We start from the raw sequence: 13,697 nt of genomic DNA, 5'->3' as shown, positions 1-13,697 counted from the left end.
GCCCAGTGTCTAATAAACTGACACAGGTAAAAGCGCCTGGAAGGTGCCTGTTGGCGCTTATTTAATCAACTCAGGGCCGTGGCGGGTTGCGTTGGTCGTGGTTGAACTGCCGGTGACGAGAATAAAACCGGGCGAATGGTTCCATAAACCGGGTAGAGCCTTTATTATCCTTGATCACTTTGCTTAAGCTACGGCAACAAAACGGATTTCATGTATCAACCTGTCGCGTTATTTATTGGCCTGCGTTACATGCGCGGGCGAGCATCAGACCGCTTTGGGCGGTTTGTTTCCTGGCTATCCACCATTGGCATTACGCTTGGGGTGATGGCGCTGGTTACCGTGCTCTCGGTGATGAACGGTTTCGAAAAAGATCTCGAAAACAACATTCTGGGGCTGATGCCACAAGCGCTGATCGCCGGCAAGCAGGGCTCCATCAGTCCTGAACAACTGCCTGCCGCCAGCGTACAAGGGTTGCAAGGTGTGACCCGCGTTAGCCCATTGACCACCGGCGATGTGGTGCTGCAAAGCGCCCGCAGCGTGGCCGTCGGGGTGCTTCTGGGCGTTAATCCGGATGAAGCCGATCCGCTAACCCCTTATCTGGTCAACGTTAAACAGCAGCAACTGCAGCCGGGAGAATACAACATCATTATCGGTGAGCAGCTTGCAGGGCAGTTAGGTGTCAAACGTGGCGACCAACTGCGTCTGATGGTGCCCAGCGCCAGCCAATTCACGCCGATGGGCCGCATCCCCAGCCAACGTCTCTTTACCGTGATCGGGACTTTCCACGCCAACAGTGAGGTGGATGGTTACCAGTTGCTCGCCAATCAGCAGGATGCTTCGCGCCTGATGCGTTACCCGGCGGGCAATATCACCGGTTGGCGTCTGTTCCTGCAACAGCCGCTGCAGGTGGATACGCTTAGCCAGCAAGTGCTGCCGGAAGGCACCGTATGGAAAGATTGGCGCGACCGTAAAGGCGAGCTGTTCCAGGCGGTACGCATGGAGAAAAATATGATGGGGCTGCTGCTCAGCCTGATCGTGGCGGTGGCGGCATTCAATATTATTACTTCTCTAAGCCTGTTGGTGATGGAGAAGCAGGGCGAAGTGGCTATTTTGCAGACGCTGGGCCTGACGCGGCCCCAGATTATGTCGGTATTTATGGTGCAGGGCGCCAGCGCCGGGATTATCGGCTCACTGCTCGGGACGTTACTGGGCGTATTGCTGGCCACCCATCTCAATGGCCTGATGCCGATCCTCGGCTCGCTGATCGACGGGGCTTCGCTGCCGGTGGCGGTTGACCCATTGCAGGTAACAATCATTGCCCTGGCGGCGATGGCGGTTTCTCTGTTATCCACGCTTTACCCTTCATGGCGCGCTGCCGCCGTACAACCCGCTGAGGCTTTACGTTATGAGTAACCATCTTTTGCTGCAGTGTGACAACCTGTGCAAGACCTATCAGGAAGGCAATCTGCATACCGATGTGCTGCGCAATGTCAGTTTTGCCATGCAGCCGGGCGAGATGATGGCGATCGTCGGCAGCTCGGGTTCCGGTAAAAGTACCTTGCTGCACCTGCTGGGTGGATTGGATTCCCCAACTTCCGGGGAGGTTATCTACAAAGGGCAGTCTCTGAACTCGCTTTCTTCTACTGCCAAAGCGGAGCTGCGTAACCGCCAGCTTGGTTTTATCTACCAGTTCCACCATCTGTTGCCAGATTTTACCGCGCTGGAAAACGCGGCGATGCCGCTGTTGATTGGCGGCACCAAACCGGCTCTGGCGCAGGAAAAAGCGTTAGAGATGTTGACGGCGGTGGGGTTGGAAAAACGCAGTAAACACCGTCCTTCTGAGCTTTCTGGCGGGGAACGCCAGCGCGTGGCGATTGCCCGCGCGCTGGTGAATAATCCTTCGCTGGTGCTGGCGGATGAACCCACAGGTAACCTGGATAAGCGTACCGCCGACAGTATCTTCGACCTGCTCGGTGAATTGAATGTGCGCCAGGGCACCGCGTTTCTGGTGGTGACCCACGATCTGCAACTCGCCAAACGCCTGAGCCGCCAGTTGGAAATGGCCGACGGCCATCTGCAGGCGCAATCCTCCCTGATGGGGGCCGAGTAATGAGCGCTTCGCCACTTTCATTGCTGATGGCGCTGCGCTTCAGCCGTGGCCGGCGGCGCGGCGGCATGGTTTCACTGATTTCAGTGATCTCAACCATTGGCATTGCGCTGGGCGTGGCGGTGCTGATCGTCGGGTTGAGCGCCATGAACGGTTTCGAACGTGAATTGCAGAACCGTATTTTGGCGGTGGTGCCGCATGGCGAGATTGAACCGGTCAACCCGCCTTTCGAGGGATGGCCAGACATACTGCAGCGGGTAGAAAAAGTACCGGGCATTTTGGCCGCAGCCCCGTACATCAATTTCACCGGCCTGATGGAGAATGGCGCGCAACTGCGGGCGGTGCAGGTGAAGGGGTTGACCCGGCGCAGGAAAGCCAGCTAAGCGCATTGCCAGAATATGTGCAGGGCGATGCCTGGGCCAACTTCAAAAGCGGTGAGCAGCAGGTGATCCTGGGTAAGGGAGTGGCCGAAGCGCTGGGGGTGAAGCAAGGCTCCTACGTCACGGTGATGATCCCCAACAGCGATCCGGAAATGAAACTGCTGCAGCCCAAGCGTATTCGCCTGCAGGTGGCCGGTATTTTACAACTTAGCGGCCAGCTCGATCATAGCCTGGCAATGGTGCCTCTGGCCGATGCCCAGCAATATCTGGATATGGGTGACAGTGTCACTGGCATTGCCATCAAGGTCAACGACGTGTTTGCTGCCAATAAGCTGGTGCGTGACGCTGGCGAGGTGACTAATTCCTACGTCTATATCAAAAGCTGGATCGGCACTTACGGTTACATGTACCGGGATATTCAGATGATCCGCGCCATCATGTATCTGGCGATGGTGCTGGTGATCGGCGTGGCCTGCTTCAACATTGTTTCCACGCTGGTGATGGCAGTCAAAGACAAGAGCGGCGATATTGCCGTATTGCGTACCCTGGGAGCCAAAGACGGCTTTATTCGTGCCATTTTCATCTGGTATGGCTTGCTGGCAGGGCTGGTGGGCAGTCTGAGCGGCGTGGTGGTTGGTGTGATCGCCTCGTTGCAGTTGACCAACATCATCAAGGGGATCGAAAAGCTGATGGGCCATTCCTTCCTGTCTGGCGACATCTATTTTATCGATTTCCTGCCTTCCGAATTGCACTGGCTGGATGTGGTGATTGTTTTGGCAACCGCCATTGTGCTCAGCCTGCTGGCCAGTTGGTATCCGGCCAGGCGTGCCAGCCGCATCGATCCGGCCCGTGTCTTAAGCGGGCAATAATAAAAACCTGGGGCTCAGCAATGGCGCCCCATTTTTTTAGCCTGAGGTGAAGTTATGTACTACGGTTTCGATATGGGTGGCACCAAGATTGAACTGGGGATATTCGATGCCAATCTGCAGCGTATCTGGCAAAAACGGGTGCCAACGCCGCGTGATGACTATCAGCAACTGCTGGCGGTGTTATGCGGTCTTACTCACGAAGCCGACGAGTTTTGCGGCTTACAGGGCAAGGTGGGCATAGGTATTCCGGGGTTGCCGAATGAAGACGGAACCTTGTTTACCGCCAACGTACCGGCTGCTATGGGGCAACCGCTGCCGGGCGATCTCAGTAATCTGATTGGCCGCGAGGTCAGGGTAGATAACGACGCCAACTGCTTTACGTTGTCGGAAGCCTGGGACGAAGAGTTCCGCAGCTATCCAACGGTGCTGGGGATTATCCTGGGGACCGGCGTTGGCGGTGGTTTGATCGTGGATGGCAAAGTGCTTTCCGGGCGCAATTATATCAGCGGGGAGTTCGGCCATTTCCGGTTACCGGTTGATGCCTTGGAGGTGCTGGGGCGTGATATTCCTCGCGTTGCCTGTGGTTGCGGCCATCAGGGTTGCATTGAAAATTACATCTCGGGCCGTGGATTTGAGTGGATGTATACGCACTTTTATCAGCAGCACTTGCCAGCACAGCAAATCATTGCGCAATATCAGGCTGGTGAGCCACAGGCGGTGGCACATGTTGACCGTTTTCTGGAAGTTTTAGCGATATGCCTGGGCAATTTGCTGACTATCATTGATCCCCACCTGGTGGTGATCGGTGGCGGTTTATCGAATTTTTCAGCGATTTATCAGGCATTGCCCCAGCGTCTGCCAGCCCATCTGTTGCGGGTAGCCAAATTACCCCGCATCGAGAAAGCGCGTTATGGTGATGCTGGTGGTGTTCGCGGGGCCGCGTTCCTCAATTTGTTGGATAGCAATTAAATAAGGAGAGTTCATGCACACTCGCCATCGGTTGTGTCAGTTTCGCAAGAGTAAGCATGTACGGCATCAGCGTTTTCGCTCACGGATTTTCCAGCGCGATACCATGGCGGCAGCCGAATTGAAAAAGCCGTTCGTTGTGGTACTGACAGGGGCAGGCATCTCTGCCGAGTCTGGTATCCGCACTTTCCGCGCGGCCGATGGGCTGTGGGAAGAGCATAAGGTAGAGGACGTGGCTACCCTGGATGGGTTTAAACGCGATCCGGCTTTGGTACAGGCGTTTTATAACGCTCGCCGCCAGCAGCTTCAACAGCCAGGGATTGCCCCCAATGCGGCACATCGTGCTCTGGCCGATCTGGAAGAGTGGCTAGGGGATAACTTCCTGCTGGTCACGCAGAATATCGATAATCTGCACGAGCGGGCAGGCAGCAAACGAGTCTTGCATATGCACGGTGAACTGCTGAAGGTGCGCTGTACCAGTTCCGGGCAGGTATTTGAGTGGCGGGACGATCTGAGCGTCGATGAACGTTGCCACTGCTGTCAGTTCCCGTCCCCTTTGCGGCCCCATGTGGTGTGGTTTGGTGAGATGCCGCTGGGTATGGATGAGATTTACTCCGCGCTGGCAAAAGCCGATTTCTTTATCGCGATTGGGACTTCCGGCAATGTTTATCCGGCAGCGGGTTTTGTCCACGAAGCCCGCCTTGGTGGCGCTTATACCATGGAGCTGAATCTGGAGCCGAGCCAGGTAGAAAGCCAGTTTGAAGAGAAACATTACGGCCCGGCCAGTGAAGTGGTGTCACGCTTTGTGCACAAATTCCTGATGGGTAAAGTTGAGCGGGCTGACAAACCCTGATATAGGGCTGGGAGAGACTTTTCCCTTCTCCCTCACCCTCGCCCAGAGGGAGAGGGGATAGAATGTGAGCACCCTCTCCTTTGCGGAGAGGGGCAGGGTCTGGAGGAGAGATGGCCATCTTGCAGCGGTAAGTAGTAAACCCACTAACGTCCGGCTTTCAACTGCTGGAAGTAAGTCTCATACAGCGTACTGGTTTCACCCACATCATTCTGCCATTCACCGTTTTCAATCACCGCGTCATCAGGATACAGCGATTTATCTTCGGCAATCTCTTTAGGCAACAGCTTTCTTGCCGCCAGATTCGGCGTCGGGTAACCGATGGTTTCCGCTACCTGCACCGCAATTTCCGGGCGCAGCAGGAAGTTGATCAGCTTTAGTGCTCCCTCGACATTCTTGGCATTGGCTGGAATGGCCAGGCTGTCCATCCAGAAAATCCCACCTTCCTTAGGCCAGACGATCTCAAGCGGTGTACCCGACTGGCGTGCCACGTAGGCGGAGCCGTTCCACACCATCCCCAGATCCACTTCGCCTTCCATATAGGGGTTGCCGGGGTTGTCAGAGTTAAAGGCCAGTACGTTTGGCATCAACTTTTTCAGCTCGTTATAGGCGGCCTCAATCTCTTGCGGATCGGTGGTGTTGCCTGAGTAACCCAGCTTGCGCAGTGCCACCTGGAACACTTCACGGGCATCGTCGGTCAGCAACAGGCGGCCTTTGTACTCCGGCTTCCATAAATCAGCCCAGGAGGTGACGGTTTTAGCATCGATGGCATCCGTGTTAATCCCGATGGCGGTCGCCCCCCAGATATAGGGAATGGAGTAGTCGTTTTGCGGATCGAATGACTTGTTCAGCAGGCCAGGATCGAGATATTTAAAGTTACTGAGCTGGCTTTTATCAATCTTCTGCAGCATGCCTTCTTTGCTCATCTTAGCGATGAAATAGGTTGAAGGCACCACCAGATCGTAAGCCCCGTCCTTGTAGGTTTTGAGCTTGGCATACATGCTTTCGTTGGATTCATAGGTGGAGTAAATCACCTTGATACCGGTTTCTTTCGTGAACTGCTCCAGCAGGCCAGGAGGTACGTATTCAGTCCAGTTATAGAAATACAGCGTTTTGCCGTCATCAGCGGCATTTGCTGAGCAGATGCTCAGTGCCATCATCCCGGCTGCGAGCAGGTGTGACCACTTTTTCATGCGGTGCATCCTTAGGCAGTGATTGCTTAAACAGTACGGCGCAGAACGCCGTACCCCAGAGAAGGGCCATTATAGGGAGAGCTTCCTGTAGGGTAAAGACGCTTACCCCATTGGCAAATCAGCGATTTTAGCAAGCGAAGCGGACCCGGCTCTCCTCACATCGCTTTAACGCGGCGATCGCGCAATATCAATTGGCTAGCCAATACCAGCACCAACGAAAGTATAAGCAATATGGTGGCCAGCGCGTTGACCTCTGGTGAAACGCCGACCTTCACCATTGAATAGATTTTCAACGGCAGGATCTCATAGCTTGGGCCGGTAACGAACGAAGAGACCACCACGTCATCCATCGACAGTGTGAAACTCAGTAGCCAGCTGGCAGCAACCGCCGGCATTGCCAGCGGCAAAATGATTTTACGCAGGATCACCACTTCGCTGGCCCCCAGATCACGCGCGGCCTCCAGCATTTTCACATCAAAGCCCTTCAGGCGCGAATAGACGGTGACCACCACAAAGGGCAGGCAGAAGGTGATATGGGAAAACAGCAGTGACCAGAAGCCTAGCGAAATACCCAGCAGCATAAACAGTACCAGAAGGGAAATCGCCATCACGATATCCGGCGACATCATCACCACAAACAGCATACCGCCGACGAAGGGCTTACCACGAAAATGGTAACGATACAGCGCCACCGCGGCCAACGAGCCGATCAGCGTGGCGAAGCTGGCAGAAAGCACCGCCATAGTCAGCGAATGACCGGCCGCTTGCAGTAGGCTATCGTTGTTCAGCAGCAGGCTGTACCAATTGGTCGTAAAACCTTGCCAGTTAATGCCGAAACGTGAGGTGTTGAACGAATTGACGATCAGGATCACGATTGGAATGTAGAGATATGCGTAAATCAGGGTCATAAACCCACCGCGAATCAGACGCCCGATCATTCCAGATCCCCCTTGTTATTCAGCAGCCTGGCGGCACGATAATAAACCCACAGCATCAATCCCATCAGCAAGGTCAGACAGATGCTGGTGGCGGCACCGAATGGCCAGTCGCGGATATTCAGGAATTGGCTTTTGATCACATTACCGATCAGCAGGTTTTTGGCCCCGCCCATCAAATCAGATACGTAGAACAGCCCCATTGCCGGTAATAACACCAGCAGGCAACCGGCGATAATGCCCGGCATGGTCAGCGGTATGACGATACGGATAAAGGTTTGCACCTTACTGGCACCCAGATCGCGGGCCGCCTCCAGGCAGGATTTATCCAGCTTTTCCAGACTGGAATAAAGCGGCATCACCATAAACGGCAGCAGAATGTAGATAAGCCCCAGGATCACCGCTTCCGATGTATACATAATGCGAAACGGCGTCTCGATAAGCCCGGTCCACAGCAGGAATTCATTCAGATAGCCACGGGTGCTGAGAAACAGCTTCAGGCCATAGATGCGGATCAGCGAGTTGGTCCAGAAAGGTACGATCAGCAGGAACAACAGCAACGGGCGGATTTTTTCGGCAGGCGGGCAAGAATATAGGCAAAAGGGTAACCGAGCAGCAGACAACAGAGAGTGGCGATCACCGCCATATTCAATGAGTGAAGCATCACCTGACCGTACAGCGGGTCAAACAGCCGGGTATAGTTATCCAGCGTGAACACCATCTGCACCAGATTGGCGTCGTCTCGCGTCAGGAAGCTGGCGCCAATAATCAGCAGATTCGGCATAAACACAAACAGCACTAACCAGGCGACCACGCCGCTGATCACCAGGTTTTGAAATAAATTACGAGATTTCTTCATCGGCCAGCACCACCTCCCAGCTTTCTACCCAGGTTACCGCCATCTTCTGGTTCAGCGAATGGTCAACGTCTGGATCGTCTTCGTTGAAGAACTCGCTGACCATCACCATTTTACCGCTTTCCAGTTCAACCACTGACTCCAGCGTCATGCCTTTATAGTTGCGCTCACGCACGTAGCCGATCAAACCATCCAGTTGCTGGTTATCATTCACTTCTTCTACCCGAAGATCCTCCGGGCGCAGCAGCACTTTCAAGGATTGCCCCGGCTCGACTGGCTGGGCGGCATAGATATCACATTCCCGGCCTTCCACCAGGGCCCGCACCCGCAGTTCATCGAGACGTTGCAGCACGGTGGCATCGAAGATATTAATCTCACCGATAAAGCTGGCGACGAACAGGTTTTTGGGTTCTTCGTAGATCTCGCGCGGGGTGCCGTCCTGTTCGATGCGCCCATCACGCATCACCACGATCCGATCGGACATGGTCAAGGCTTCTTCCTGATCGTGCGTCACGAAAACAAAGGTGATACCCAATTTGCGCTGCAACGCCTTCAGTTCGTTCTGCATCTGCTTGCGCAGTTTGTAATCCAGGGCAGAAAGCGATTCGTCCAGCAGCAGCACTTTAGGTTTGTTGACTACCGCACGGGCGATGGCCACACGCTGTTGCTGGCCACCGGAAAGTTGATGAGGCTGTCGTTGGGCGAACTCTTCCAATTGCACCATGCGCAGGGCTTCTTCCACACGCGGTGTCAGTTCTGCATCTGGGGTTTTCTGCATGCGCAGGCCAAAGGCGACGTTCTCAAAAACCGTCATATGAGGGAACAGGGCATAGCTTTGAAAGACGGTGTTTACGTGGCGATGTTCGGCGGGAATGTCGGTAATATCCTGCCCGTCGAGCACTATCTGCCCCTGGTCGGCGTTTTCCAACCCGGCGATCAGGCGCAATACGGTGGTTTTGCCACAGCCAGAAGGGCCCAGGATAGTGACGAACTCACCATCGCTAATCTCAAGGTTGAGATTGCTGATAATTTCTTTGCCGCCAAAGCTTTTACTCAGGGAGGCCAGTGTAACCAGAGAGGATTTCTCAGTCATTTTATACCCTTCTTACTTGAAGTTGCAGCGTGTTGGCTGCGAGAGCGACCCCCGGTCACTTACCTTAATAAGCTCCAGGGCGTAACTCTCTTACCGTCTAGCTGCAACGCCAGTTACTTTGGGTAAAGGTGTCTCTATCCCGTAAGGTGATGCAGATAGAAGCGCCGCTGGAAAAGACTGCGCGAGCCCCCGTCGGTGTACTGAAGCTCAAAGCCAGCGGCGCCGTTCGAAATTTAAAGAGGGCGCATGATAGACGCTGAGCCCCATAATTGAAAGCCAAACTGCCGTTCTGTAAGGCTCCTGGCTGAGTTTACCCCAATAATTTCATCTTTAAACCATCACTTACTTTAATGATTTGCGTTAAATCTGACTATTAATGACCTGTCTCAATATTTGATCCGTATCGTTTTTGCATAATGAAACGCGAAATTCTGAGGGCGGAACCATGGATAAACTACTTGATCGCTTTTTTAACTACGTCTCTTTTGACACACAGGCTAAAGCGAACGTCAAACATGTGCCGAGTACCGACGGGCAACTGAAGCTGGCGCGTGCGTTGCAGCAGGAAATGATTGAACTGGGGTTTGAAAAGGTCTCGCTAAGCGACAAGGGCTGCGTGATGGGCACTTTACCCAGTAATGTGGCGTGGCCGGTGCCAGCGATCGGATTCATTTCACATCTTGATACCTCGCCGGATTTTTCCGGTAAGCATGTAGCACCACAGATCGTGGAAAACTATCGCGGTGGTGATATTGCATTGGGTATTGGTGATGAAGTGTTATCGCCGGTGATGTTCCCGATCCTGCATCAAATGCTGGGGCAAACGCTGATCACCACCGATGGTAAAACGCTGCTTGGCGCAGATGATAAAGCCGGGATTGCGGAAATTCTTACCGCCATGGTGCGGTTGAAGCAGCAAAAAATTCCTCACGGCGATATCCGCGTAGGATTCACGCCGGATGAAGAAGTGGGCAAGGGCGCACATTTCTTTGATGTTAAGGCGTTCGACGCCGAGTGGGCTTATACCGTTGACGGTGGCGGCGTGGGGGAATTGGAGTGCGAAAACTTCAATGCGGCATCGGTGACGGTGAAAATCGCGGGCAATAATGTTCACCCCGGCAGTGCCAAAGGGGTGATGGTGAATGCGCTGTCCCTGGCTGCCCGTTTCCATCAGGCGCTACCCGCCGATGAAACGCCGGAGAATACCGAGGGTTACGAAGGTTTTTACCACCTCGGTGGCATCAAAGGGAACGTGGAGCGTGCAGAGATGCATTACATCGTGCGTGATTTTGAGCGTGATGGCTTTGAGGCGCGCAAACGCAATATGATCGATGCGGCACAGAAAGTGGGGCGTGGATTGCCGCGAGATTGCTATATCGAGGTGACGATCGAAGATAGTTATTACAACATGCGCGAGCAGGTTGCCAAACATCCCCATGTGATTGCGCTGGCGCAACAGGCGATGCGTGATTGCAACATTGAGCCGATCATGAAGCCGATCCGGGGGGACGGATGGTGCCCAACTGTCCTTTAAAGGATTGCCTTGCCCGAACATGTTCACCGGTGGCTATAATTTCCACGGCAAGCATGAGTTTATCACCCTTGAAGGGATGGAGCAGGCAGTGGCAGTTATTATGCGTATTGCCGCTCTGACCGCCGAACGGGTCAGAAAATAGCGGTCAAAACGGTTGATTCCCCTCTCCCAAAAGAAGAGGGGGAGTCACCATAAATGAGATTATCTGGCGATCATGGCTGCCAAAGCAAAGCTTACCCTGCGGTGTCACCTAGTCGTTAAAGTACCAGTAGCCGCTGTTGATTAGCGCCGTCAGCAAGGCCAGGAAAGAAGGGTCGTTCACCGCCTCTCCTAACATTTCGGCATTGACGCTGAAGTGCTGGCACAAGGCATTGGCAGCTTGCTGATGTTCGGTATCAATCAATTCACCATTCACGAAGCACTTCCCGCCTACGCGCAGCACGCGCAACCCACCCAGACGTTGCAACGCTTCGCCCTGTTGCAGCAGTTCGTAGATTTCACCGGCCTGATATGGCGGCTCGGGTGGCGCGATATCCAACTCGTGGCGCGACTGCGAAATAAATTCGCCAAACCAGTTCTGGAAGTGCTCCGGCTGTTGGACCAGGCCCAATATCATCTGGCGCAGCGCATCGACCTCATGCGGCAGGACTTCGGCTGGGCTTTCGCGCAGCGTAATCTCTGGATCGCTGTACCGCTGGCTACCTAATTCATGGGCCAAAACATAATCGGCATAACCGCTTACCAACTCGCGGCCATTGGGTGCACGGAAGCCAACGGAATAGTTGAGCGAGTTTTCCAGCGAGTAGCCTTCATGCGGGAAGCCAGGCGGAATATACAAAATATCACCCGGTTCCATCTCTTCATCAATAATGGCGTCAAAAGGAGCTACCTGCAGCAGATCCGGATGCGGGCAGTGCTGCTTCATCGCCACTTTTTCGCCGACACGCCAGCGGCGGCGGCCAGTACCCTGAATAATAAATACGTCGTATTGATCGAGGTGCGGGCCAACACCACCGCCCGGCACTGAGAACGAAATCATTAAATCGTCCATGCGCCAGTCTGGCAGTTTGCGGAACGGCTGCATCAATGCGCTGGATGGCTCATGCCAGTGATCAACGGCTTGTACCAGCAGTGACCAGTTATTCTCACCCAGATGATCATAGCTCTCGAAGGGGCCATGTCCTACCTGCCAGCGGCCTTCATGATGGCTAACCAGGCGGCTGTCTACTTCGTTTTCCATTGCCAGCCCGGCCAACTCATCCGGGGAAATAGGATCGATAAAGTTTTTAAATCCGCGCTTGAGAATGACCGGGCGCTTTTGCCAATAACGTTGCAAAAAATCGTTCCAGTCCAAATCTAATTGGTAGTCCATTTTTTATTCCAGGATAGGGTGAGCCTGAGGGGATTATAACGGAAGTTAGGCCCCGTGCATCGGGGCCTGAGCGACAGAATTTACTCGTGATGGCTGGAATCATGTTGGCGGGCGAAAGTGACCTCCATTCGTGCGCCGCCAAGCGGGCTGTCGCTGATGGTTATCTGCCCGTCGTATTGCTCAATGATTTCGGCGGCAACCGACAGGCCAAGCCCCTGGCCAGGGCACAGGGTATCAACACGCTGGCCGCGTTGGAAAATCAGTTCGCGCTTGCTTTCCGGAATGCCGGGGCCATCATCGTCAATCACGATGGTCAGATATTTGTCCGAATGCAGTGAGCTGATCTCTACAAACTCCAGGCAGTATTTGCAGGCGTTTTCTAAAACGTTGCCCATGACTTCCATAAAGTCGTTCTTCTCACCCATAAAGGTCACTTCAGGCGAAATATCCAGCGTGATCACCACCCCTTTGCGCTGATAAACCTTGTTCAGCGCCACGCTCAGGCTGTCCAGCAAGGCGGAGACTGAATGGATTTCTCGGGTTAGCACGGTTTGACTTGAGTTGATACTTGCCCGGCGCAGGTAATAACCGATCTGCTGTGAGATACGGCTGATCTGCTCAAGCATGATCGGTTCAGCTTCTTCGATGGTGGTCTGCTTGCCTGAGCGCAGGGATCTCAGGGTGGTTTGCAGCACCGCCAGCGGTGTTTTCAGGCTGTGGGTCAGATCGGCCAGCGTAGTGCGATATTTGGTATAACGCTGGCGCTCATTGCGCACCAAAATATTGAGGTTGCGCACCAGACCGCGCAGCTCGCTGGGGGATTCTCATCCAGCTGTTCGCGTTCGCCATTTTCCAGTTCACTTACCTGCGCCACCAGCGCCTTGATCGGCCTCAGGCTCCAATAGGCGGCCAGCCAGAGCAATGGCACCACCAGCAGCAGGTTGGCCAGTAGCACATAGCTGAACCATTCCCATACCATGTCTGAACGTTGTAATTCTTGCGGGATGCTGTCTACCACCACGATGCTCAAGGCTGGCAAGCGTGGGGTAGCGGCATAGGTGTTGACGGCCACCGAGTGGGTCAAGGCGTTCTGGTCGGTGTCATCGTAATCTTTTAACTGATCCTGGGCTTCGGTGTTATTGCCCAGCACTTCACTGCTGATACGGGTATCGGTGTCTATCTCATAAAAACCAGACTCTTCCAGCCACTCTTTCTGGATCAGTTTTTCCACCTCCGGCATCGGGCGCTGGCTCCACAGCAGGTTACCCTTATCGTCATAGATAAATACCAGCGTTCGGGAGTTGAGATCGAGATCGAGATCGGGGGGATGGCAATGGTCAGTTTTTGGTTTTTCCACTGCGCCAGGCTGAAAAACAGATTACTCTCACCGCGCAGCATGCGGAAGGCGGTTTTGTCAAAGCTGGCGATATAGCCGACCACTGCCACCAACCCATAAGAGAGAGTTAACGCCAGGATCACCCCGGCGGTAGCCATCAAAAAACGGGCGCGTAGTGAGAAGGGTTTTTTATCTTTCTTGAACAT

The 13,697-nt window shown here is 54.1% G+C and carries 8 protein-coding genes and 4 pseudogenes; 6 read left to right on the top strand and 6 right to left on the bottom strand.

All coding sequences use genetic code 11. The features are described from left to right. Positions 1-210: 210 nt before the first annotated feature. The 5 genes and pseudogenes from lolC to cobB all read left to right on the top strand — a co-directional run bounded on the left by lolC (position 211) and on the right by cobB (position 5,175). Positions 211-1,413, top strand: coding sequence for a lipoprotein-releasing ABC transporter permease subunit LolC (lolC, locus tag ACQ86O_RS20825; RefSeq protein ID WP_431222679.1), 1,203 nt, complete (start codon positions 211-213; stop codon positions 1,411-1,413). Then, complete coding sequence (gene lolD / locus ACQ86O_RS20820) at positions 1,406-2,110, top strand: lipoprotein-releasing ABC transporter ATP-binding protein LolD (protein WP_431222678.1); 705 nt, start codon at positions 1,406-1,408, stop codon at positions 2,108-2,110. Before lolC ends, lolD begins: the two co-directional genes overlap by 8 nt. After that, positions 2,110-3,356: pseudogene (gene lolE / locus ACQ86O_RS20815) on the top strand (lipoprotein-releasing ABC transporter permease subunit LolE). Before lolD ends, lolE begins: the two are co-directional and overlap by 1 nt. Positions 3,357-3,410: 54 nt before the next feature. Beyond that, a complete protein-coding gene (nagK, locus tag ACQ86O_RS20810; RefSeq protein ID WP_431222677.1) occupies positions 3,411-4,325 on the top strand; it encodes an N-acetylglucosamine kinase in 915 nt (304 codons plus the stop codon). 13 nt (positions 4,326-4,338) lie between these two features. Then, a complete protein-coding gene (cobB, locus tag ACQ86O_RS20805; RefSeq protein WP_431222676.1) occupies positions 4,339-5,175 on the top strand; it encodes a Sir2 family NAD+-dependent deacetylase in 837 nt (278 codons plus the stop codon). Positions 5,176-5,318: 143 nt separating this feature from the next. Here the strand turns inward: cobB and potD are convergent, their stop codons facing one another. From potD to potA, 4 genes and pseudogenes are all read right to left on the bottom strand, one after another. Continuing rightward, the gene (gene potD / locus ACQ86O_RS20800) at positions 5,319-6,365 is read right to left on the bottom strand and encodes a spermidine/putrescine ABC transporter substrate-binding protein PotD (RefSeq protein ID WP_431222675.1); all 1,047 of its coding nucleotides are present in this window, start codon (positions 6,363-6,365) and stop codon (positions 5,319-5,321) included. Between the two features lie 155 nt (positions 6,366-6,520). Continuing rightward, positions 6,521-7,303 carry a spermidine/putrescine ABC transporter permease PotC gene (gene potC / locus ACQ86O_RS20795; RefSeq protein WP_431222674.1) on the bottom strand — a complete coding sequence of 261 codons (783 nt, stop codon included), beginning with the start codon at positions 7,301-7,303 and terminating at the stop codon, positions 6,521-6,523. Next, a pseudogene (gene potB / locus ACQ86O_RS20790) lies at positions 7,300-8,159 on the bottom strand (spermidine/putrescine ABC transporter permease PotB). The gene potC and the pseudogene potB overlap by 4 nt, the downstream one beginning before the upstream one ends. Beyond that, positions 8,143-9,249: a spermidine/putrescine ABC transporter ATP-binding protein PotA gene (gene potA / locus ACQ86O_RS20785; RefSeq protein WP_431222673.1), complete on the bottom strand. Its 1,107-nt coding sequence runs from the start codon at positions 9,247-9,249 to the stop codon at positions 8,143-8,145. Before potA ends, potB begins: the two are co-directional and overlap by 17 nt. A 445-nt stretch (positions 9,250-9,694) precedes the next feature. Here potA and pepT point away from each other — a divergent pair. After that, a pseudogene (pepT, locus tag ACQ86O_RS20780) lies at positions 9,695-10,925 on the top strand (peptidase T). A gap of 108 nt (positions 10,926-11,033) precedes the next feature. On the opposite strand, the gene ACQ86O_RS20775 reads toward pepT, so the two are convergent. Together ACQ86O_RS20775 and phoQ are read right to left on the bottom strand one after the other, a co-directional pair. Then, positions 11,034-12,155 (bottom strand): JmjC domain-containing protein, encoded by a 1,122-nt coding sequence (locus tag ACQ86O_RS20775; protein ID WP_431222672.1) that lies wholly within the window; start codon positions 12,153-12,155, stop codon positions 11,034-11,036. An 80-nt stretch (positions 12,156-12,235) separates the two neighbouring features. Beyond that, positions 12,236-13,697 (bottom strand): annotated as a pseudogene (gene phoQ, locus ACQ86O_RS20770) (two-component system sensor histidine kinase PhoQ).

The sequence above is a fragment of the Serratia sp. L9 genome, assembly GCF_050632285.1.
Classification (GTDB): Bacteria; Pseudomonadota; Gammaproteobacteria; order Enterobacterales; family Enterobacteriaceae; genus Chania.
Note: the sequence above shows the minus strand (reverse complement) of the source record. Positions and strands in the feature narration are given on the sequence as shown.